The sequence below is a fragment of the Thermodesulfobacteriota bacterium genome (assembly GCA_040754335.1).
GTDB lineage: Bacteria > Desulfobacterota_D > UBA1144 > Nemesobacterales > UBA2774 > 2-12-FULL-53-21.
This window is the reverse complement of the sequence record JBFMCV010000007.1, coordinates 64,491-85,434: the sequence shown is the minus strand read 5'-3', so window position 1 is coordinate 85,434 and position 20,944 is coordinate 64,491. Positions and strand designations below refer to the sequence as shown.

The window sequence follows — 20,944 nt, the reverse complement described above, 5'->3', positions numbered from 1 at the left end:
ATCCCGTAAATAAACCTAAACCCGGAGCACGCGGAAAAGAGATGCGTGTGGCGATGTACTATAACAACAGGGACATCAGGCTCGAGGAAATGCCCGTCCCTGGGATCGGCCCCGGCGAGATACTCATGCGGGTCCATGCGAGCGGAATATGCGGCAGCGACCTCATGGAATGGTACAGGCTCCCGAAAGCCCCCCTCGTCCTGGGGCACGAGGTCGCTGGCGAAGTAGTCGAAACGGGCGCCGGTGTAGAGAGGTTCAAGCCGGGCGACCGTATCATCGCCACTCATCACGTCCCCTGCAATACCTGTTATTACTGTTTGAGGGGCAATCACTCTTCATGCGGGACTCTGAGGACGACCCATTTCGATCCGGGCGGCTTCTCCGAGTACATACGCATACCCGCAATAAACGTGGACAGGGGCGTGCTCGGGCTCCCGGACGAGGTCTCCTACGACGAGGCTTCTTTCGTCGAGCCTCTCGGGTGCGTCGTCCGCGGCCAGCGTCTTGCCGGGTTTCGGATAACGGATTCCGTGCTCGTCATAGGGAGCGGCATAACGGGGCTTCTGCACATCCAGCTAGCCCGCGCCCAGGGTGCGGGACGCATAATAGCGTCCGACATAAGCGATTTCAGGCTCAAAGCCGCTTTGGAATTCGGCGCCGATCACGCCGTGCAAGCAGGCGGGGAGACGGCTTCCTTCATCCGCGGCGTCAACGACGGCCGCCTGGCAGACTTCGTCATCGCATGCACGGGCGCGCAGTCCGCGATAGAAGGCGCGTTCAGGTTAGTCGAGCCGGGCGGTACGATACTCTTTTTCGCACCCTCCGGGCCCGATGTCGAGCTCAAAATCCCCTACAACGAATTCTGGTGGTCCGGTATAAAGACCGTGAGCTCTTACGCGGCCTCGCCCGAAGACCTCTCCATAGCGCTCGAGCTCATAAGGGCTAAGAGGGTGAACGTCGGCGGAATGGTGACTCACAGGCTCCCGCTTTCGGAGACTCAGAAAGGCTTCCGCATGGTCGAAGAAGCAAGGGATTCGATAAAGGTCATTATCGATCCCGGACTCTGAGTTCCTATTTCTCCCCCAGTAGATGGCGCAAGATCGAGCTCACGATGGCAAGCACAAGGGCTGCCAGGAGAGCCGTCCAGAAGTCTCTCACGTGGAAGCCCGGAGATAATATCGACGAGGCCAGCATTAGCATCAGCGCATTTATGACGAGGAGGAATATGCCGAACGTCAGTATTGAGAGCGGGAGCGTGATTATCTTGAGGAACAGTCCTATCGTCGCGTTGATCAGGCCTATTATAACGGCCGCGAGGAGTGCGTTTCCTATCCCCTCCACGACGAAACCCGGAATTATATACGACACTATCAGGAGACTCGCGGTGCTGATTATCCACTGAATGAGAAGATATTTCATCGGATCCCCCTTCTGCCGTTTTCCAAAAAGATTCTACCTGTTACCCTCAATATTATTCACGATTTGGGGTAAATAGAAAGTAAAAGTGCGGATAGGCGTCCTGCGCCTCTTCATTTTGACACCCATCCCTTTAAAACCTAAACTGTACGGTTATGGAAAAACCCGTTTTATATCTCATCGACGGCAGCTCTTATATTTTCAGGGCTTACTACGCAATTAGACGCTTGAGCACCTCCAAAGGCTTCCCTACCAACGCCGTCTACGGGTTTGCCTCAATGTTATTCAAGTTCCTGAAGGACTACAAGCCCGACTATCTGGGGATCGTTTTCGACACTAAGGAAAAGACGTTCAGGGACGATATGTATCCTCTCTACAAGGCCAACAGAGGCGCCCCGCCCGACGACCTGGTGCCTCAGTTTGAGAAGATTTTCGACGTCGTGGACGCGTTCAAGATTCCGCAGTTCCGCGTCGAGGGGTTCGAGGCGGACGATATAATGGGCACGATCGCGAGAGACTACGAGCGGCAGGGCATGGACGTCGTCCTCGTCACGGGGGATAAGGACTTCTGCCAGCTGGTATCGGACAAGGTAACACTCCTCGATACGATGAAGAACAAGGAGACCCGGATACCAGACGTAATCCAAAAATACGGCGTCCCTCCCGAGAGGGTTACGGACGTATTCGCGCTCATGGGGGACCCGGTAGACAACATCCCGGGCGTCAAAGGCATAGGCGAGAAGACGGCAATAGGGCTCATCAAGTCGTTCGGCTCCCTCGACAACCTCCTTCGAAACCTCGACGAGCTCGCCGAAAGGCAGCGTAACCTTATCGGGGAGAAGAAGGGGGATGCCCTTCTCAGTAAGGAGCTCGTAACGATAAAGACTGATATGGACCTCGACATGGAGCTCGACAAATTCAGGTACGAGGGCTTCGACAAGGCGAAGCTGAGGGAGATATTCGAGGAGCTCGAATTCAAGAACCTGCTCCGCGAGCTGGGCGACGGGGGCGGAGACGGAGGAGCAGCAGCGGCGCAAAAGAAGAATGAGAGCGGTGCAGTCCCCTACGACAACTATTCGCTCGTTATGACCGAAGACGCTTTGGAGCGTGTGATCGGAAGGATAAAGGAAACGGGCGAGGTCTCTATAGATCTCGAAACTACATCGCCTGACCCCATGCTCGCCGAGATCGTCGGCATCGCGCTCTGCCCCGCCCCTCACGAGGCATACTACATCCCTGTCGCGCACAGGGCGCTTTCCGATTCCTCGACGAGGCAGCTCGCGCTGCCGCTCGTGCTCGGGAAATTAAAGCCCGTCATCGAGGATACAAATCTTCGGAAAATAGGCCAGAACCTCAAATACGAGCTGGTGCTCCTCGAGATGTACGGGCTCAGGCTGGGCGGCATTTCCTTCGATACGATGATAGCGGCCCACATGCTCGATTCATCGAGGATGAGCTACAGTCTGGATGAGCTCTGCCGCGTCTATCTGGGGCACCGCATGATCTCCTACAGGGACGTTACCGGAACGGGGAAATCCAAGATCAACTTCGAAGAAGTTGAGCTCGAGGCGGCCAAGGTCTACTCCTGCGAGGACGCGGACGTGGCGATGCTCCTTTCGGGCAAGCTCGCCCCTGAGCTCGAAGAGGCTCACCTGACCAAGGTCTACAGGGACATCGAGCTCAAATTCATAGATGTCCTTGCCCGGATCGAGATAAACGGCGTAAAGGTCGACGCCGCGAGGTTAAAAGAGCTCTCTAAAGAGTTCGATGCAGGCCTAAAGGAGATAGAAAAGTCGATATACGAGGATGTCGGTTACGAGTTTAACCTGAACTCTCCGATACAGCTCAGGCAGGTGCTTTTCGATACGCTCGGCCTGCCCCAGAAAAAGCTCACGAAAACAGGCGAGTCCTCGACCGACGTCGAGGTGCTGAGCGACCTCAGCAAATTCCACCCCGTCCCCGAGAAGGTGCTCGAGCACAGGACCCTCTCCAAGCTCAAGTCCACGTACGTGGACGCGCTCCCGAAGCTAATCAACCCCAGGACAGGCAGGCTCCACACATCTTTCAATCCCGTTGGCTCTTCCACAGGGAGGCTCAGCTCGAGCGACCCGAATCTCCAGAATATCCCTATAAAGACTACTCAGGGGAAGCGCATAAGGGAGGCGTTCATCCCCGAAGAGGGCTATATAATGCTCTCGGCGGATTACTCGCAAATAGAGCTCAGGCTGCTCGCCCACTTCTCGGGCGACGAAAGTCTCATCGAAGCATTTACAACGGGAGGCGATATACATAACAGGACGGCGTCAGAGATATTCGGCGTAACCCCCGACCTCGTGACACCCGATATGAGGAGGCTCGCGAAGAGCATCAATTTCGGAATTATTTACGGTATAAGCGCTTTCGGCCTCGCGAAGCAGCTCGGCACTTCGGTATCGATTGCGAAGAGCTACATAGACGAGTACTTCAAGCGCTACGGGAAGGTAAGGGAATACATCGATAAATCCGTAAGCGACGCGAAGAGAAAAGGTTATGCAGAGACAATCCTCGGCAGGAGGCGTCCGATACCGGAGCTCGCTTCGGAGGACAGGAACAGGAAGGGCTTCGGGGAGCGGACGGCGATGAACACGCCGATACAGGGCTCGGCAGCCGACATAATCAACATCGCCATGATAAGGATTCACGAGAGGCTCGCGTCCGGTTTAAAGACACGCATGATACTTCAAGTTCATGACGAGCTTCTATTCGAAGTCCCGGAAGACGAGCTCGATGCGGTATCACGCATGGTGAGGGAAGAAATGGAAGGAGCCTGGAAGCTCAGCGTCCCGATCGTGGTCGAGATAGGCACCGGAAAGAACTGGGCGGAAGCCCACTGATCCCAACTGTACATACAGCTGGGATCAAGCCTTGTGCAGTGTAGAATCCGCGGCGTATGAACACCCGCGGGTGACTCATCCCGCTTCGGCGCCAATTTTTGTCTTTCCCGACATTACAGAATTGGCGGCACACAATACGCCGCACCCCCCACCCGTTCGCCCTGAGCGTGTCGAAGCACGCACATGCCGGGCATATGATCCGACAGTATCTCTTCTGGGTATGCCGGCAGCGAGACAAGACCCGTTCGCCCCCTGTCCGTCGAAGCCCGAAGAGCGAAGTCGGTTGTTTGTCACGGCGTAGCACAGCGAAGCCGGACCGTCCGGCGTCTCGTCCCCCCCAACCTTCCTTCGCCCGCCGAAGCGGGCTTCGCGAAGACGGGAGCTTTAGCATAGGAGGATAGCGGAGTCCGAAGCGAAGCCGGAAAGTTGTCGAAAGAGGTATCCTTGTTTTTCCTCTCCCCAGCGAGGAACGGTTGCGATGAATAAGAGCAATCGGTCCCTTCTGAACAGAGGCAATTAAGTACATCAACTTCAGGCTCAATATCTTCTAAACCAAATTAGGGATAGGGTGAGGGGGTACATTAAAATAATTTTGTCATGCTGAACTCGTTACAGCATCTCTCTTTTAAATCTGTAGGAGCGGCTTCCAGCCGCGATATTTTTTATCTGTCTGTGCGAGGTTCTGCAGGAACAGCCGCTATCTCACATTTGTTTTTGTCATTTAATTTCCCCCTTAGAAAAAGGGGGAGTAAGGGGGATTTATCTTTTTAGTCATTCCCGAACAACAGTCCTAAGCAACAATTTAGAGCAAGTAACGGTTGTGAGCGAGCGAACAACCGGACCTCTTGGATTAAGTGCTTCAATGCGAATGTTCGGCTAAACCGCTGCAGAAGACAAAGCGAATCGGTCGCTAATGGTTAAGAGCACGAACGCAGAAATTACTTCGTATCGTCGTTACAAAAGCCAAATTGAGAAGCACAGGTCGCAGTTGACTGATTGTATAGACTTCTGCGAAGGCCCGCGATGAAGGGGCCTCCCGCCTCATCCGTCGACGAGCGTACATCCGTCGGGATCGACCACGGATGAGCCCGACTGGTTTATCGCCGACTTCGCGCCGCTTATAGAGCAGTCGTTCTGGGGATCGATTTCGACCTCGGATGAGCCTGCTGCCTTTATTCCGTTTTCCCTGAGAGACGTGATAAATATGTTGTTATCTATCGGCGAGACGGTCTGTGTGACCCTGACGAACGATTCGTTGCTCGTCTTTATGGCGTCCTTGTTGGCGCTAATGGTAATATCGAAATCGGCTTCGAGAAGGACGAATCCCGAGCCCTGTGTATCTATTCCTATATTGCAGTCGCTGAGTGTTATGCTCCTCGCCGTTATCTCGACGAGGCTTTCCCCGTGGGACCTGATGCAGGTGTTCCCGTCCCCGTCTATCTCGAAGTCGGCTTCGAGGGAGTCGAATGAAAACTCGTCCGTGCCATCGCCGCGTATCGGGTCCTGAAATACTGTCCAGTCGTTGACAATGATCTCCCCGGGCGATACTATCAGCGTCACGTTGAATATCACATCGCTGTCCCGTGTAACGGCGATGAACCTGGAAAGCGTGAAATTGGACCCTTCGAACTCTATTTTTACTGTATCCGCGTTGGGCTTGAATCTGAGAGTGAATTGACCAAGCTGGTTGGTTCTTGTTGAGTCAATCTTTTTATCATTACTGTTAAAGACGGTGACCTTTATGTCTGATACCGAGCCGGTTACGACCTCGAGCACCGTTCCGTTGATCCTGGTCTTGTTGCCGCCGCCCCCGCCGCCCCCGCTGTCGCATCCCCAAAAACCGTACGACATGAATGAGGCCATAACTAGTATTATTAATAAGATCGAATGCCTGCTCAGTAATTTAACCATGATCCTATCCTCCATAGTAGTTGGTTAATGGTTAAAAATAATACGCTACAGCCGGCCGCTTCCCGCTAAACCTATATTAACTGAAAATACTTTATTTTTACATAGATGTTGTAACGCCGGCTGGAAAAGAGAGGTCTTCCCCGGCCGGTGTTACGGTTTTCAATGGACGACTGTCAATGGTGTCCCTTGTGCCCGTGGTGCTTTCCTCCGAAGGACCAGCCGTACTGCCACCCGAGCCACAGCACCCAATCCGTCTCTAACTGCGGCCCGTCGAGGTTCTGATAGACCGGGAGGCCGAATTCGGCGAAGAGCCTCTGCCCTTTTATGAACGCAGGTCCCTCCAGCACGTAGAAGTTGACGCCGAGCAGCAGGTCGAGCCTGTCTCCTCCCTGGAGATCGGGGTCTGCGCATGGCATCATTTCAGGGTTGAGAGCGGGGTTCGCGCCGTTTACGTTCCCCCACGACTGCCAGTCCGCCCTCGCCGAGGTGCTTATCCAGTTAAACCAGTCCCACGCCCCCCATGCAGTCGCGTCGAGCCTGTCCCCGAGCGCATAATCCTTTTTGTTCTCGGCGATCCTGATTACCCCGCTCGCCTGCGCTCCCCAGGAGAACCTCCCGTATTGGCCGAGATAAGTGATCCCCGGAATCAGGTCTAACGTCCCCGAGCCCAGCTGCATATCGTAGGAGCCCCTTTCATCTATAGATCCTGTCGGAAAGCTCAGTCCGGCATTAAGCTGGACCCTCTGCCTGTGCGCGTCGAATATTTTGAATATGGTGGTTATCGACACGTCGCCCAGCCCGTCGTTGGTTACGCTTGAGTGCTCCCCCATCCGGTTTACGTGGGTCATCGATTTCCTGACGTAGGGTATCATGGCCATTACGTTTATCGAGTCCGTCGGCGCGTACATGATCCCGAACATGTGCATCTGTTCGTCCATCTTCGTCGGGATCATCATGTATTTCTCGAGCGCCTCCCGGTTGCTCACTTTATGCGTTCCGTTTCTCAACCCCTCCATGCTCATATACATGAACCTGTAACTCAGCATCCAGTGCCCCGCCCTGTGGACGTGGTCGTCCATGACCCCGGCCGGAGCGTTCGCGTCGGGCCGGTCGGAGTCCCAGAGCTGAGCAGCCGTCTCGTTCGAAAATGATAAAACCGATAACAGACACAGCATTGCTATTATTGTGATTGCTGCATTGGCTTTCATAGTAATATTTCTCCCTGTGTATAAGTTAGGTCAGACCGTCCGGGCGGCGCTATCACCATAGGCTGAAGCGTGCTTATTCCGCACCTTCACCGGCTCCGACAGTTGATTGAACGATCGGTTAGATCACTGTGATAATCCGCCCGGAAATGACAGACGCTCACGGGAGGGCGCTCTTGTTAAGACATGCCCGCGTCTGGATATGCAATTAATAGCTTGGCTAAATTACGACAGCCGGGGGTGAGCGTATAGGGATGTTGCTATCGAGATAGTCCGATTCGGCGGACTGGTTCTCGATAGGGAAGCGGCTTCTGTCTACGCACGTCGCGGAAGGAGCGGCTGCGGGTTTTGGAATTTCGGATTTGAAACCCGAGCTGCAGCAGCTATGGCAGAAGCAATGCTTTTCGGTCCCGGTTTCACCCTCATCCCCGTATATCAGCTCTATCGTTGCTGACAGATATTGCTCATAGCTATGTGATGTGCAGTAAAGTACGGAGAACGAAGGAGAGTCGGCTTCGGGTGGAGAATAACGCTGTAAAGAGTATAGTAATAAATTGAAGGAAATGACTAAAGAAAGTAGAGACGTCGTAAGTACTTCAAATCTCGTACGCATCTGCGTTCAGGATAACAATATCTGTGTTTGCTGGGGTTGGCAAGCGTGGTCTTCTGCGTGGAAACTGGCATAGAGGGGTTGCAGCATAATAGTCTGAAATAATTGGAAGATGATGCAGCGGAGCCGTAAAAATATGAGCATAAAGGCGGGGGTACTCGGGGCTACGGGTTATACAGGGGCCGAGCTCCTGAGACTCCTCTCTGTCCACCCAGGAGTAAGCCTCGAATGGCTTACGTCCGAGAAGTTCGCGGGTAAGAAGATATACGAGGTCTTCCCCCATCTCAGGGGTTTCTCGGACCTCGAGTGCAGGAGTGTGGCGGGACTGAAAGACCTGGGTAAGGTGGACGTGGCCTTCTCCTGCCTCCCTCACGGCTCATCCATGCACTTTACGGCGAGGCTCCTCGATACGGGCGTGCGCGTCATAGATTTCAGCGCGGATTTCAGGTTCAGAGAACCGTCCGTTTATGAGAAGCTCTATGGAGGCGTTCATAAATTCAAGGATTTGCTTGAGGGAGCGGTCTACGGGATCCCGGAACTCTTCAGGGACAAGATCACGAACGCGAATCTCGTGGCGAACCCCGGATGCTTCGCCGCGGGGGTCATACTAGGGTTGTATCCGCTTCTATCGGAAAACCTCGTTGACACAGGCTCGATAGTGGCCGACGCCAAGGCGGGGGCTTCAGGCGGGGGACGCGCCCCGTCGCTTCCTCACCATTTCCCGGAATCGAACGAGAACGTAAGGGTCAATCTGTCCGCATCCGAGACCCAGGGGCCGGAAATGGAAGATATTCTCTCGCTTCTCTCACGGAGAAAGGTCGGAATCAGCTTCATGTCCCATACTCTCTCGATCAACAGGGGCATACTGACGACGATCTACTCACGGCTCAGGGATGATGCCACGCCCGGATATATCTCGGATATCTACGAGAGATATTACGGCGGCGAGCCCTTTATCAGGATATATGCCGGGGAGACGTTGCCCGAGGTCAAGGACGTGAGGTCTTCCAACGTTTGCGCGATCGGCTTCCGTGTGAAGGGAGACAGGCTTATTACGGTCACGGCTCTCGACAATCTCGTCAAGGGGGCATCGGGGCAAGCAGTGCAGAACATGAACTTAATGTTCGGTTTTGAGGAAACTGAATCATTACGCGCTGCCGGAATCTATCCGTAGTCTTGATTGGTCATTATTATAGGTGTTAAATATTTTGGGGCTGGTATTCTCCTGGATAACATGTGATGAAGGGGGGTTGTATTTCCCGACATTCACAAACGATTCCGATCAACAATTCCGAGCTTGTGAGGAATTGGTCGCACCTGGTTGAGTGCACGGGACGTATTATCCATCATCCCAATGTTGCTGAAGCCAAATTAGAGGAATCGGTCGCTCTCTCCTGTATGCTAGGTTGTAACTTTCTTGACTCCGATATTTCCTTCTGCCAAATCCGGCGGCACACAATGTGTGCTCATATACGACCCTTCAAAACCGCCTTTGCCTGACCAATTAAACCCCCCCCTCCCTTTCGTAAAGGGAGGTTGGGAGGGATTTGTTGTTACATTTTGTTTTTCTTTATCCTGCATCTTGCACCTTCCACGTAGGAGCGGCTTCCAGCCGCGATTTCCTTATATACCTCACCCTTTTTCAAAGTGGGAGGGCCCGCCCTGAACTCGTTTCAGGGTTGTTTCAGGAAAAGAAGAGCAATATACCGCTTTCTTATGTATTCTGATGTGGGCAACTATAGTCCACGAATCACTCGACATCGACGATTATGAGCACGCTGACTGAAATATTGTTATCGGCGGAAGAACGGTTCTCCTATCGCACTGCCGTCATAGAAGACGGCGTGAGCGTCACGTATGGGGACCTCGCCCGCATCTCCCGGGGCTTCGCGTCCTTTCTCTCCTCACGCGGAATTAAAAAAGGGGACAGGGTGGCAATATTCCTCCCCAACTCTATCGAGTTCGTGACGGCTGTTTTCGGAGCGTCTCTCGCCGGCGCCGTATCGGTCCCTGTAAACAGCACCTTCAAGACGGAAGAGGTCGCATTTTATCTCGAGCATTCGGGCGCGAGGCTGATTGTTACATCGGACGAGCTCGAGCATACCGCTTCCGGGGCTTCGTCCGGGAAAGGCGTAAAGGTCGTATCGATAAAAGGAGAGGGCGCTGGCTGGAAGTTCCACGGACAGCTAGCGGGAAAGGACTTCGACGCCCTGGCCGCCGGGCCGGAAGACGAGGCGGTATATCTTTACTCGACCGGGTCCACCGGAAAACCGAAGAGGGTTGCGAGGACACACTACAATCTATCCGCCCTCGCGGACAACCACACGCAGACAGTCGGCTGGACCTGCGAAGACAGGATACTCTTCGCCGTCCCCATTTCTCACACTTACGCCTTCGGGAACTTTATAAGCGCCGTCAAATCAGGGGCTACTGTAGTCGTTTCAAGGGAGTTCAACAGGAACCGGGTCCTCGATCTCCTCGAAAGGGAGCGCATTACGGTCTTCCCGGCCGTCCCGGTCATGCTCGACGTGCTCTCGAAGACGCACCTGGCCGAGCCCGGGGATTTCACTTCGCTGAAACTTGTCATATCAGCAGGCGCACCGCTTCAGGAACGTACCTTTTTCAAATTCCATGAGAGGTTTTCCGTCTATCCGCGGCAGCTGTACGGATCGACGGAGACGGGGGTCATATCGATCAACCTCTGCGGCGAAGATGAGATAGAGACGCGGCGGAGTTCCGTAGGCAGGCCCGTGAAGAACGTAATCGTGAAGGTGTTCGGGGAAGACGGATTTGAAGTCGCCGCGGGAATGACGGGGGAGATAGCCGTAAAAAGCCCCTCCATGACCACAGGCTATTACGGGCTTCCCGAGGAAACGGCGAGGGTGTTCAGGGATGGGTATTACTTCACGGGCGATCTGGGTTTCATTGACGAAGCGGGTTATATATACATCAAGGGGCGCAAGAAATTCCTCATCAACGTCGGCGGCTTCAAGGTCGACCCGGAAGAAGTGGAGAGCCTCCTCTCGCGGCACCCGGACGTTGTCGAGGCCGCGGTACTTGGTATTACGGATAACCTCGGGAACGAGCGGGTGAAAGCTGTCATAGTCGCCCGGCGGCCGATGGATGTTAAGGACGTGCTCGACTTCCTCAAGGACAGGATCGCCGGGTACAAGCTCCCGGCTCTCGTCGAATTCCGCCCGGAGCTTCCGAGGAGCCCGGCTGGTAAAATATTGAGAGAGAGATTGAAGTGAGCGCATAAGGGATAATGCAGAATGAGGGATGACATAAAGGCAAGGGTAAAGAAAGTCCTCACGGGGAATGTGCTCCGGGATATCGACGCCGGCGGTCTGGGCGACAATGCCCCGCTCCTCGAGTACGGCGTAGGGGTCGATTCCGTATCAAGGCTCGAGTTCCTGGTAGCACTCGAAGAGGAGTTCGGCGTCAGGCTCGACGAAGCCGAGATAACGCCTGAATTTTTCGAGACCGTGGATAGTATTTCCGATTACATCGCGAAGAGAATGCTCTGAAACTACAATCCTAATTCGTCAGGCCCTTTTCCTTCAGATACCTCTCGAACGAGTTTATGAATTCCTTCCTGACCCTCTCGCTCGCCCTTCCTATGGGCTCGATCACCGTCTTTTCGTAGAGCTCGAATGCCGTCTCCTCGAGCTTGGTGTCGTTTGTCGTCCTTGCGAGCCTCAGGACCGCGATCGAGTTATAGAATATCGCCCTGAATAGCGACCTCCTCGCGTCGTTGAACTTGAATTCCTCGAGCGACTTCTGCGCTTCGAGTAGTGCGTAATAACCCACCCCGAAAAATAACGTGAGGAGCTTCTTTGCCTCTTCTGGCGACATCCCTTCTATGAGATAGACGAGCGGGGCCTCTACTATCGACTCCAGCTCCTTCTCCTTGCTGATGATGTTTGCGAGCTCCTTCACCTTCTCGTCGTCGGCGTTGTTCAAGAGGTCTTTTAACGCCCCCTGCACGTACTCGAGCGCGAAGCTGTCCCTTATCTCCTCGAGTGTGAGGCCTTCGGATTTCATGGCCTTGATGTGAGCGAGCTTCTCGAGAGTGGCTTCTGGGAAGATGAGGCGCGTCTTCGTCACGCCCCCTTCCGTAATTTTCTTTCTTTTTGGTTTCGGTATGAGTCCCAGCCTCGAGCAAACCTTGATTGTCTTTTCAGGGTCGGCCCCGAGGTCTATTTTTCTTTTCTTCGCTTCCCTTATGATTTCTTCCAGTGAAATTTCAGCCATACCATGATATTAAGCAGTATCTAAAGCCTTTGTCAATCGTTTTTTTATTGACTTTCGGTCAGTTATGCGGGGTTCCCCGGCAAGTAAGTGTGCCCGCTCCTTAAACGTCCCTCAGGATTCCGCCTGGGAACAAGATACCGACCTGCGGTCTGATCGCCGCCCTCTTCGATTGATTTTGCGCGTCGTTTGGTTTATTACTTTCTTATGGCCAAGAGCACGCTCGTCTTGTATGAGCCCCTCGGCAGTCTCACGGATAAAAGCTATTACTGGAACGAATACGTGCAGTTCTACGAGCAGTATTGGGGAGGGCCGACTTCGCCTTTCGGTGTGTGGTTCGGGAACGAATACGAGTCTTTCGTAAACGCCCTGTCGGAGAGCCTGGGAATGTCTCAGGATGAGATCGAGCACTGCTTCTTTACCAAAGACGAAGACGGGAAATATTACGTCGCCCCCTTCAAATCGAAGGCGAACCTGTTTTTCTGCGAGAACTTCATCCCGGTCGAATGGCTCGTGCTGTTCAGCGAGGAAGACAGGCAGACCCTCTACACGCACTGGGGGTTCAACGCGCTTCATTACGATACGCGCGTCAACACGGCACTCGGCAGGCTCGACGAAGCAATAGAGATCGTCTCCGGCGTTGCGGATAAGCATCCCGCGGAGCTCGACGCTTCGAGCTGCATGTATCTCGCGGAAGATTTATCACGCGGCCTGGCCGAGCTCAGGATGTGGCTCTCGGGTTTCGATGACGGCGGTTTCATCGTTCTAAACTACGGCGAGCTATGCTCGGTCATAAATCCCTACAGCCTTGAGAATGAACGTTCGGTCGGAGAGGCCTGGAAGTTCCTCCGTTTGCTGAAAGAAGGGCATTACACCGAGGCTGACAGCTCACTCAGGTCTCTCATTCAAAAGTGGGAGGATATAAGGAGCTACGCCTCGGGGAGCCTCGATAATTCCACTCTTCAGTGATCGCCGCATCGCCGGACATTGAATCAATCCCCCGGAGATTCATAAAAAATAATCCGGAATATTGAAAGTACCGTATTCCGTCTCCCGAATGGTTATCGACCCCCTTTCGTATAAGTAATTATGAGCGGACACCGTCCGGAAATAACAATATCCGGGAATTCCTGCCTGAACGTTCCGTTTAACGGGGTTTTCTTCAATGATTTGTTCATGTTATCGCTCTTGAATTGAATCTGAAACCAATTGCTGTTCGTAATGGTTTATAGATACAAGATCGATTGAACATAGATGCATCCACAAACCAGCCGTGAGCATCTTAAACTGAAGGAGGCTAAAAATGTTAAAGAAGCCTGAATTTGCAGACGTATTCGACGATTTCGCAGTCAGCCACGCGGAATCCTCCATAGTGGAGAGCTTCGACCAGGACGAATTGGAAGACGTCGATATATTCTTCGATGAAGAATCGCAGATTACTGAGGAAACCGAGCAGAATATTACCGAAAAAACGGTTGGGGAAGAGGAAATAAGTCAGGATTTAAGGCTCGTAAACGCGTATTTCAAAGAGGTGAGCACTGAGGCTCTCCTGGCGCCTCACGAGGAGGCGCACGTAGCCGCTAAGATAAAATGCTGCGAGGAGAGGGCGAAGACGCTTAGAAAAAAGATCGAAAGGATTATCGGGAAGAGGCTCGGTGAAGATATCGTCGCGCTCAATTCCTGGGTCAGGAGCTTCATTGAGACGAACGCCGGAGCTGTATCTTCAAACGGGAGAAAGCGCTTGACCGCCGAAAGGGAGCTGCTGCTTTACACGAAGCTCTACGAAGCCTATGTGACGAAAGGGTTTCAGCTCCGAAACAGGTTCATCAAGGCCAATCTCAGGCTCGTTGCCAGCATGGCGAAGAGGTACGTCGGAAGGGGCGTCCCGTTTCTCGATCTCATTCAGGAGGGGAACCTCGGGTTGATCAAGGCGGTCGAGCGGTTCGACCACACCAAGGGCTACAGGTTCTCCACTTACGCCTGCTGGTGGATCAACCAGGCCATGACGAGGGGAATATTCAACCAGACCCGGACCGTAAAGATGCCTGCTTATCTCCTGGAAAAGGCGGGCAAGGTAAGGCACGTGAGGAGGCTCCTGACCAAGGATTACGAGAGGGAGCCATACGCCGAGGAAATAGCGGAGAAGGCGCAGATGAGCGTCGAGAACGTGAAAAGAATACTGGAGTCGAGCGTGAACAAGGTAGTGAGACTCGACACTCCCGTGTGGAACGGAGAGAAAGTGACGTACATGGACTTTATGGAAGATTCGAGCTCTCTCGAGGTCGACAGCGTGATCGCCGAGATATCCATCCCCGATAACATAAACGACGCCCTGCTCATGCTTTCGATGAGGGAGAGGGAAGTCGTGAAGATGAGGTTCGGCATAGGCTACGACTGCCCGTATACGCTCGACGAGATAGGCAGGAAGTTCCGCCTAACGAGAGAGAGGATAAGGCAGATAGAAAAAAAAGCCCTCGACAGGATAAGGAGGTCGAAATCCGCTCCTGTCTTGAGGAGCTTGATGGAAGTATATAACTGACAACAAGGTAGCGGGCGGGCTTTACGGCGGCCTGCCCGTTCGAATCGAAGAGAGGCCGATTGGGGTGCATCCAGTTATATGGCGCTGCACCCTTTTTTATTTCCCTCCGGTCTGGATTACCCGTCCTAACATGTGTATCATCGATTTATTCGCACTTGAATGAAAACCGGTCATATATCCGAAATCATACGCGTATTGAAAAAAGAGTTTCCCAAGTGGAGCGTCCCCGCGGTAACGCTTGAGGCCGAGACCTCGCGCGACCCCTTCAGGGTCCTCATCTCCACGGTGCTGAGTCTGAGGACGAAGGACGAGACCACGGCCGAGGCCTCGAGGAGGCTCTTCGCCCTGGCCGACAACCCGCGGGACATGCTCGCGCTCGGCGAGAAAGAGATTGCGGAAGCTATATATCCGGTCGGCTTTTACAGGACGAAAGCGAAGAACATATGCGGGATATGCCGCGAGCTCATAGACAGGCACGGCTCGCGCGTGCCCGACGACCTCGAAGAGCTGCTGCGGCTTAAAGGCGTCGGCAGAAAGACGGCTAACCTCGTCCTCACGCTCGGATACGGAAAGCACGGGATATGCGTCGACACACACGTCCACAGGATCTCGAACAGGCTCGGGTACATAGAAACCAGGAACCCGTATGAGACCGAAATGGCGCTCAGGAAAAAACTCCCCAGGAGGTACTGGATAGACTACAACAGCCTGCTCGTGGCGTTCGGCCAGTATATCTGCCGTCCTTTATCACCCAAATGCAGCATCTGTCCAGTGGAGGCGTACTGCGACAAGATAGGGGTCGGAAAAAGCCGCTGATAACCTCAATTATCTTGTCATTCCCGAATGTCTTTATAGGGAATCCATTTCTTTAATCCTGCATCCTGTCTTTAATCCTGCATCCTGTATCTTGCATCATGTCTGTAGGAGCGGCTTCCAGCCGCGACCGTCCGGGCACCAACACTGCATGTCATTTCGACCACTGCTTCGAGCGAGCGAGAAGCAGGACGCCCTCGGTTAATTACGAATTTGCCACTTCCACACCACTTCTCAGCTGCAGAAAACAAACCGGGGGAAATCTATCGTTTGCTTTTTCTTTTAATTCCCTCCTTTCGTAAAGGAGGGTTAGGGTGGATTTTGGTTTTCTTTGACCGTGAGAGAGGAGTTGCCCTGAACTTGTTTCAGAGTAAGGGTGAGGAGTGCATTTCTGTCATTCCCTCAACCGACAGGTTTGACTATCCCGCTATCTCAAATATAATTCATTCACCTCTTAAACAGCTTGTTTGTCTTCATATCCGGGAGGTTTTTACGGTTTGGAAACGGTAGTATTCTATGTGTTCGCGGCCCTCTCGGTTGCAGGGGCCCTTCTCGTAATAACGCACAAAAACCCGGTCTCGAGCGCCGTGTCGCTCGTGTTGACGCTCTTTTCCACAGCCGTGCTCTTCGTCCTCCTCCTGGCCCATTTCGTGGCGGCCATACAGATACTCGTTTATGCGGGCGCTATAATGGTTCTGTTCCTCTTTACCGTCATGTTTCTGAACCTGAGGCCGGAAGCGCTCAGTTTCGACGCCCGGAATATGGCTTTTAAGGTAAGCGTCTTCCTCGTAGTGATTCTGTTCACGGGATATTTCGCCAGCATGGGGTTCAATAGAGCCTTTTCCCAGTCGGGCGCGCCTGCCGCGCCCACGGAGGGGTTCGGCACTGTCGAAGGCGTCGGCAGGCTCCTGTTCACCGATTATCTCCTGCCCTTCGAGCTTACATCCGTTCTGATAGTGGCCGCGATAATCGGCGTAGTCGCCATAGCGAAGAGGAGGGAGAGCTGATATGGGCGTTTCTCTCGAGCATTATTTCGTCTTGAGCGCGATTTTGTTCGTCATCGGGGCTTATGGCGTGATTGCGAGGAGGAACCTCATCGTTGTCCTTATGTCGCTCGAGCTGATGCTCAATTCCGCGAACCTCGCTTTCGTCGCGTTCTCACGTGCTCATAACGACATGACGGGACAGGTGTTCATGATAATGTCCATAACCGTCGCTGCGGCCGAAGTTGCGGTCGGGCTCGCCCTGGTCGTCGCCGTTTATGCGCACAGGGAGACACTCGACGTCGATATTTTGAAGATACTGAAAGGTTAGAATCTGATGATAGTCTGGATTATTCTCATCCCTCTATTGGGCGCGGCCGTAAACGGCCTCTTCTTTGCTTCGGGTTTCTGGAAGAAATACCTCGGCAGGGACGAGCACACTGAAAAAACGATTGTGAGTGTTGTCGGGTGCGGCGTCGTTCTCGTATCCGCCCTCATTTCATCCGCGCTCTTTTTCAAGCTCCTGTCTTTAGAGCCGACACGCCGGGAGATAATACAGAACCTCTTCGTATGGATACCCTCGGGCGGTTTTACCGTGAGCTTCGAGCTCCTCTTCGATACGCTCTCCTGCGTAATGGCTCTCATAGTCACGTGGGTCGGGTTCCTGATACACCTCTATTCGGTCGGATACATGCACCACGACAAGGCTTATTCGAAGTATTTCACTTACCTTAATATTTTCATCTTTTTTATGCTCACCCTCGTCCTCGGCGACAGCTTCCCCCTCATGTTCGTAGGCTGGGAAGGGGTTGGCCTCGCATCATACCTCCTCATAGGTTTCTGGTACGAGAACCCGGATAACGCCGATGCCGGCAGAAAAGCCTTTATCGTGAACAGGATAGGGGACTTCGGGTTTATTTTGGGAATCTTCCTCATATTCTTCGTATTCGGCTCCGTCAACTACCAGGACGTGTTCGGAAAGGCGTCAGACCCTGCTTTCATGAGCGCAGTCCCCTCAGCCGTTATCACTGTCATCGCCCTCCTCCTCTTCGTGGGTGCGGTCGGCAAATCCGCGCAGATACCGTTATATGTATGGCTGCCCGATGCCATGGCGGGCCCCACGCCGGTGAGCGCTCTCATACATGCGGCCACCATGGTCACCGCAGGCGCCTACATGATAGCCAGGTGCAGCGTAATCTATTCCCAGTCGCCCACGGCACAGATGGTCGTGGTCACCGTTGCTGCATTGACCTCATTCCTCGCGGCAACGATCGCCGTAACTCAGAACGACATAAAAAAGGTGCTCGCCTATTCCACGATCAGCCAGCTCGGCTACATGTTCATGGGCATAGGCGTCGGCGCGTATACGGCCGGTCTCTTTCATCTCGTTACCCACGCATTCTTCAAGGCCCTCCTCTTCCTGGGGTCTGGGAGCGTCATACATGCGCTCTCGGGCGAGCAGGATATAAGACACATGGGCGGGCTCAGGAAATTCATCCCGCTGACTGCTATAACGTTCCTCATAGGCACGCTGGCGATAGCGGGCATTCCCTTCTTCGCTGGCTTTTTCAGCAAGGACGCCATACTCGGCACTGTGTACGACCGGGGCTATTCGATACACTGGCTGATCGGCCTCGTTACCGCGATTCTTACTGCAGTCTATATGGGCAGGCTCTACCTCCTCACGTTCGAAGGGAAATCCAGGGTCTCCGACGAGGTCAGGGACCATATACACGAGTCGCCCCCGACCATGACTGTCCCGCTCATGGTGCTGGCGTTCCTTTCGATAGTGGGCGGATATATGGGCGTCCCCGAATTCATGGGAGAGCTCGTCGGTATACACGAATCGAACCTCTTCGACAAGTTCGTTTCCTCATCGATTACAATGGATAACTTTATCTCGGCCGGGCATCATCTGCTCAGTCATACGGCGCTGATAGTGCTTACTATATCGGCCGCCGCAGTCGGCATAGTTGCTGCTTGCTATCTTTACTATTTCAAGCCGTCCCTTCCCGAAAAGATCGCTTCCAGTAAATCTATAGAGCCTCTGTACGAGGGATCCCTCCACAAGTGGTACGTGGACGAGCTGTATAACTATGTATTCGTCGAGCCTTTCAGGTACCTTTCCGAGCAGGCCGCGAAATTCGATCTGAGGTTCATAGACGGGGCCGTGAACGGGGTCGCGGATATTCTGAAAGACATGGCTCTCACCCTTCAGGCCGCTCAGAGCGGGGTGCTCCGCAGCTACGCGACGCTCATGGCCATAGGGGCTTTCGCGATCCTCGTGTTCATAATCATCTGGCAGAGCTTTTGAAACGGGCACGATTTCTCTCCGGCGAAACTTAGTAATAAGTTGCCGGTCGGAGCTGTTTCCGTGATCGCACGAAATGTAGTGGGTCTATATTCCCCGACATTACAGAATTTGCGTTAAGAAAATCGCGTGTTTAAGCGTAAAAAAATCTTTCAGCTTTCTATTGAAAGATTTTAGATTAAACGCAGGATTTTTTTAGCAAATTATGTTCTGTCGGTTGATTTTTGCTTCTTTTCATCAAGGAAAAGAAGGATAATATAGCTTCTTTTTTTGCGAGGGTCCGACTTTTCACAGCGTCACAACGCCAAACCGGATTGAGCCGTAGCAATCTCATCTTCTAATAAAATGTAGGAGCGGCTTTCAGCCGCGATTCCTTATTTCCTTTCATTCATCCATCTAACCAAACCCGCTCGCACTGCTCGTCCGGCGTAGCTGTGCGAAGCCGAATGTACGCCTGTCCTGAGATAAGTCCAAGGTCTCGCAGGCGTACGATACTCTGCACTGACAGAAACAACGCGAGAATTCGTCAATGGAGGGGCATAAAAAAAGGCGGCGGGCCCGACGAGGGCCGCCGCCTTCAAGTCTTCACTGCGCCGTAAGGGCGGTTTGTTTACACGTCGAAGTAAAGCTTGAACTCGTACGGGACGGGTCTCAGCTTCACAGGGTTTACTTCCTTGTCGGTCTTGTACTCGATCCAGGTCTCGATAACGTCTTCGGTGAATACGTCTCCCTTCATGAGGAACTCGTGGTCGGCTTCGAGCGCCTTGAGCGCGTCTTCGAGCGATCCGGGAACGTTCGGTATGCCCGCCAATTCCTCAGGGCCGAGCGCGTATATGTCCTTATCGAGCGGCTCGCCGGGGCTGAGCTTCTTCTCAATGCCGTCGAGTCCCGCCATCAGCATCGCTGAGAACGCGAGATAGCCGTTGCATGAGGGGTCCGGGAACCTGCACTCGAGCCTCTTGGCCTTGGGGCTCGGCGAGTACATCGGGATCCTTATTGCGGCGCTCCTGTTCCTTGCTGAATATGCCAGGTTTACCGGGGCCTCGAATCCCGGGACGAGCCTCCTGTACGAGTTCGTTGTCGGGTTCGTGAAGGCGCATAATGCTCTTGCGTGCTTAAGGATGCCGCCAATGTAGTTCATCGCGAGGTCGCTCATTCCGGCGTAGCCGTTACCTGCGAAGAGCGGCTTGTCCTTCTTCCATATGGACTGGTGGACGTGCATGCCCGAGCCGTTGTCTTCGAAAAGGGGCTTCGGCATGAACGTGACCGTCCTTCCGTACTTCTTCGCTACGTTTCTGAGTACGTACTTATACCACATCATCTGGTCGCCCATCTGCACGATCGGAGAGAACCTCATGTCGATTTCACACTGTCCGGCCGTGGCGACTTCGTGATGGTGAGCTTCTATCTCGATTCCGAGCTTCTCGAGCTCCCTGACCATTTCCGAGCGCATGTCCTGGAACGTGTCCGAGGGCGGCGTCGGGAAATACCCTTCCTTGTGTCTCGGTTTATAGCCGAGGTTCGGGTTCTCGTCCCTGCCGGAGTTCCATATGCCTTCGATCGAGTCCACGAAATAATAGCCTGTGTTCGAGGTCTGGTCGTATCTTACGTCGTCGAAGATGAAGAACTCGAGCTCCGGTCCGAAAAACGCCGTGTCTCCGATGCCGGTGCTCTTCAGATAGGCCGCGGCCTTTTTCGCTATGTTGCGGGGGTCGCGGGAATAGGGCTCGCGCGTGATCGGGTCCACTATGTCGCATATTATCGCCAGTGTAGGGTGTGTCATGAACGGATCGATTCTGGCCGTTTCGGGGTCCGGGATTACAAGCATGTCGCTTGCGTGGATCGACTGCCATCCTCTTATGCTCGATCCGTCGAATCCGAGACCTTCTTCAAACGTGCCGAGCTCGAACACGTGCGCTGGTACGCTGAAATGCTGCCACATACCAACGAAATCGAGAAAACGCAGGTCTATGACCTCTATGCTGTGATCCTTAATTATCTTCAACACATCAGAGGGCTTCTTGGGAAGCAT

At 53.5% G+C, this 20,944-nt stretch carries 16 protein-coding genes; 11 read left to right on the top strand and 5 right to left on the bottom strand.

Annotation, left to right across the window (positions count from 1 at the left end; translation table 11 throughout):
• Nucleotides 1-41: 41 nt before the first annotated feature.
• The gene (locus AB1598_13650) at nt 42-1,067 is read left to right on the top strand and encodes a zinc-dependent dehydrogenase (protein ID MEW6146050.1); all 1,026 of its coding nucleotides are present in this window, start codon (nt 42-44) and stop codon (nt 1,065-1,067) included.
• Nucleotides 1,068-1,071: 4 nt separating this feature from the next.
• Here AB1598_13650 and AB1598_13645 read toward each other — a convergent pair whose 3' ends face one another.
• Nucleotides 1,072-1,419 carry a phage holin family protein gene (locus AB1598_13645; protein ID MEW6146049.1) on the bottom strand — a complete coding sequence of 116 codons (348 nt, stop codon included), beginning with the start codon at nt 1,417-1,419 and terminating at the stop codon, nt 1,072-1,074.
• 152 nt (nt 1,420-1,571) lie between these two features.
• On the opposite strand from AB1598_13645, the gene polA reads away from it, so the two are divergent.
• A complete protein-coding gene (gene polA / locus AB1598_13640; protein ID MEW6146048.1) occupies nt 1,572-4,289 on the top strand; it encodes a DNA polymerase I in 2,718 nt (905 codons plus the stop codon).
• Nucleotides 4,290-5,330: 1,041 nt separating this feature from the next.
• On the opposite strand, the gene AB1598_13635 is transcribed toward polA, so the two are convergent.
• Nucleotides 5,331-6,200: a carboxypeptidase-like regulatory domain-containing protein gene (locus tag AB1598_13635; GenBank protein ID MEW6146047.1), complete on the bottom strand. Its 870-nt coding sequence runs from the start codon at nt 6,198-6,200 to the stop codon at nt 5,331-5,333.
• Between the two features lie 173 nt (nt 6,201-6,373).
• The gene (locus AB1598_13630) at nt 6,374-7,408 is read right to left on the bottom strand and encodes a transporter (GenBank protein MEW6146046.1); all 1,035 of its coding nucleotides are present in this window, start codon (nt 7,406-7,408) and stop codon (nt 6,374-6,376) included.
• A gap of 743 nt (nt 7,409-8,151) precedes the next feature.
• Between AB1598_13630 and argC the strand changes: the two genes are divergently transcribed.
• The 3 genes from argC (at nt 8,152) to AB1598_13615 (ending at nt 11,542) form a co-directional block, all read left to right on the top strand.
• The gene (gene argC, locus AB1598_13625; GenBank protein ID MEW6146045.1) at nt 8,152-9,189 is read left to right on the top strand and encodes an N-acetyl-gamma-glutamyl-phosphate reductase; all 1,038 of its coding nucleotides are present in this window, start codon (nt 8,152-8,154) and stop codon (nt 9,187-9,189) included.
• Between the two features lie 595 nt (nt 9,190-9,784).
• Complete coding sequence (locus AB1598_13620) at nt 9,785-11,266, top strand: class I adenylate-forming enzyme family protein (GenBank protein ID MEW6146044.1); 1,482 nt, start codon at nt 9,785-9,787, stop codon at nt 11,264-11,266.
• A gap of 21 nt (nt 11,267-11,287) precedes the next feature.
• Nucleotides 11,288-11,542, top strand: a complete 255-nt coding sequence (locus tag AB1598_13615; GenBank protein ID MEW6146043.1) for an acyl carrier protein — start codon at nt 11,288-11,290, stop codon at nt 11,540-11,542.
• A gap of 10 nt (nt 11,543-11,552) precedes the next feature.
• Here AB1598_13615 and AB1598_13610 read toward each other — a convergent pair whose 3' ends face one another.
• Nucleotides 11,553-12,269 carry a MerR family transcriptional regulator gene (locus AB1598_13610; protein MEW6146042.1) on the bottom strand — a complete coding sequence of 239 codons (717 nt, stop codon included), beginning with the start codon at nt 12,267-12,269 and terminating at the stop codon, nt 11,553-11,555.
• Nucleotides 12,270-12,473: 204 nt separating this feature from the next.
• On the opposite strand from AB1598_13610, the gene AB1598_13605 reads away from it, so the two are divergent.
• The 6 genes from AB1598_13605 to nuoL all read left to right on the top strand — a co-directional run bounded on the left by AB1598_13605 (nt 12,474) and on the right by nuoL (nt 18,915).
• Nucleotides 12,474-13,235 (top strand): hypothetical protein, encoded by a 762-nt coding sequence (locus tag AB1598_13605; GenBank protein ID MEW6146041.1) that lies wholly within the window; start codon nt 12,474-12,476, stop codon nt 13,233-13,235.
• A 334-nt stretch (nt 13,236-13,569) separates the two neighbouring features.
• Nucleotides 13,570-14,805, top strand: a complete 1,236-nt coding sequence (locus tag AB1598_13600; GenBank protein ID MEW6146040.1) for a sigma-70 family RNA polymerase sigma factor — start codon at nt 13,570-13,572, stop codon at nt 14,803-14,805.
• Between the two features lie 159 nt (nt 14,806-14,964).
• On the top strand, nt 14,965-15,621 hold the full coding sequence (gene nth, locus AB1598_13595; protein ID MEW6146039.1) for an endonuclease III: 657 nt from the start codon (nt 14,965-14,967) through the stop codon (nt 15,619-15,621).
• A 494-nt stretch (nt 15,622-16,115) separates the two neighbouring features.
• The gene (locus tag AB1598_13590) at nt 16,116-16,625 is read left to right on the top strand and encodes an NADH-quinone oxidoreductase subunit J (protein ID MEW6146038.1); all 510 of its coding nucleotides are present in this window, start codon (nt 16,116-16,118) and stop codon (nt 16,623-16,625) included.
• 1 nt (nt 16,626) lies between these two features.
• Nucleotides 16,627-16,932 (top strand): NADH-quinone oxidoreductase subunit NuoK, encoded by a 306-nt coding sequence (nuoK, locus tag AB1598_13585; protein MEW6146037.1) that lies wholly within the window; start codon nt 16,627-16,629, stop codon nt 16,930-16,932.
• Nucleotides 16,933-16,938: 6 nt separating this feature from the next.
• Complete coding sequence (nuoL, locus tag AB1598_13580) at nt 16,939-18,915, top strand: NADH-quinone oxidoreductase subunit L (protein ID MEW6146036.1); 1,977 nt, start codon at nt 16,939-16,941, stop codon at nt 18,913-18,915.
• 607 nt (nt 18,916-19,522) lie between these two features.
• On the opposite strand, the gene glnA is transcribed toward nuoL, so the two are convergent.
• Complete coding sequence (gene glnA / locus AB1598_13575; GenBank protein ID MEW6146035.1) at nt 19,523-20,944, bottom strand: type I glutamate--ammonia ligase; 1,422 nt, start codon at nt 20,942-20,944, stop codon at nt 19,523-19,525.

Coding starts and splice junctions, on each gene's coding strand:
- AB1598_13650 (MEW6146050.1), top strand. CDS start 42: ATGCGTGTGGCGATGTACTATAACAACAGGGACATCAGGCTCGAGGAA.
- AB1598_13645 (MEW6146049.1), bottom strand. CDS start 1,419: ATGAAATATCTTCTCATTCAGTGGATAATCAGCACCGCGAGTCTCCTG.
- polA (MEW6146048.1), top strand. CDS start 1,572: ATGGAAAAACCCGTTTTATATCTCATCGACGGCAGCTCTTATATTTTC.
- AB1598_13635 (MEW6146047.1), bottom strand. CDS start 6,200: ATGGTTAAATTACTGAGCAGGCATTCGATCTTATTAATAATACTAGTT.
- AB1598_13630 (MEW6146046.1), bottom strand. CDS start 7,408: ATGAAAGCCAATGCAGCAATCACAATAATAGCAATGCTGTGTCTGTTA.
- argC (MEW6146045.1), top strand. CDS start 8,152: ATGAGCATAAAGGCGGGGGTACTCGGGGCTACGGGTTATACAGGGGCC.
- AB1598_13620 (MEW6146044.1), top strand. CDS start 9,785: ATGAGCACGCTGACTGAAATATTGTTATCGGCGGAAGAACGGTTCTCC.
- AB1598_13615 (MEW6146043.1), top strand. CDS start 11,288: ATGAGGGATGACATAAAGGCAAGGGTAAAGAAAGTCCTCACGGGGAAT.
- AB1598_13610 (MEW6146042.1), bottom strand. CDS start 12,269: ATGGCTGAAATTTCACTGGAAGAAATCATAAGGGAAGCGAAGAAAAGA.
- AB1598_13605 (MEW6146041.1), top strand. CDS start 12,474: ATGGCCAAGAGCACGCTCGTCTTGTATGAGCCCCTCGGCAGTCTCACG.
- AB1598_13600 (MEW6146040.1), top strand. CDS start 13,570: ATGTTAAAGAAGCCTGAATTTGCAGACGTATTCGACGATTTCGCAGTC.
- nth (MEW6146039.1), top strand. CDS start 14,965: ATGAAAACCGGTCATATATCCGAAATCATACGCGTATTGAAAAAAGAG.
- nuoK (MEW6146037.1), top strand. CDS start 16,627: ATGGGCGTTTCTCTCGAGCATTATTTCGTCTTGAGCGCGATTTTGTTC.
- nuoL (MEW6146036.1), top strand. CDS start 16,939: ATGATAGTCTGGATTATTCTCATCCCTCTATTGGGCGCGGCCGTAAAC.
- glnA (MEW6146035.1), bottom strand. CDS start 20,944: ATGCTTCCCAAGAAGCCCTCTGATGTGTTGAAGATAATTAAGGATCAC.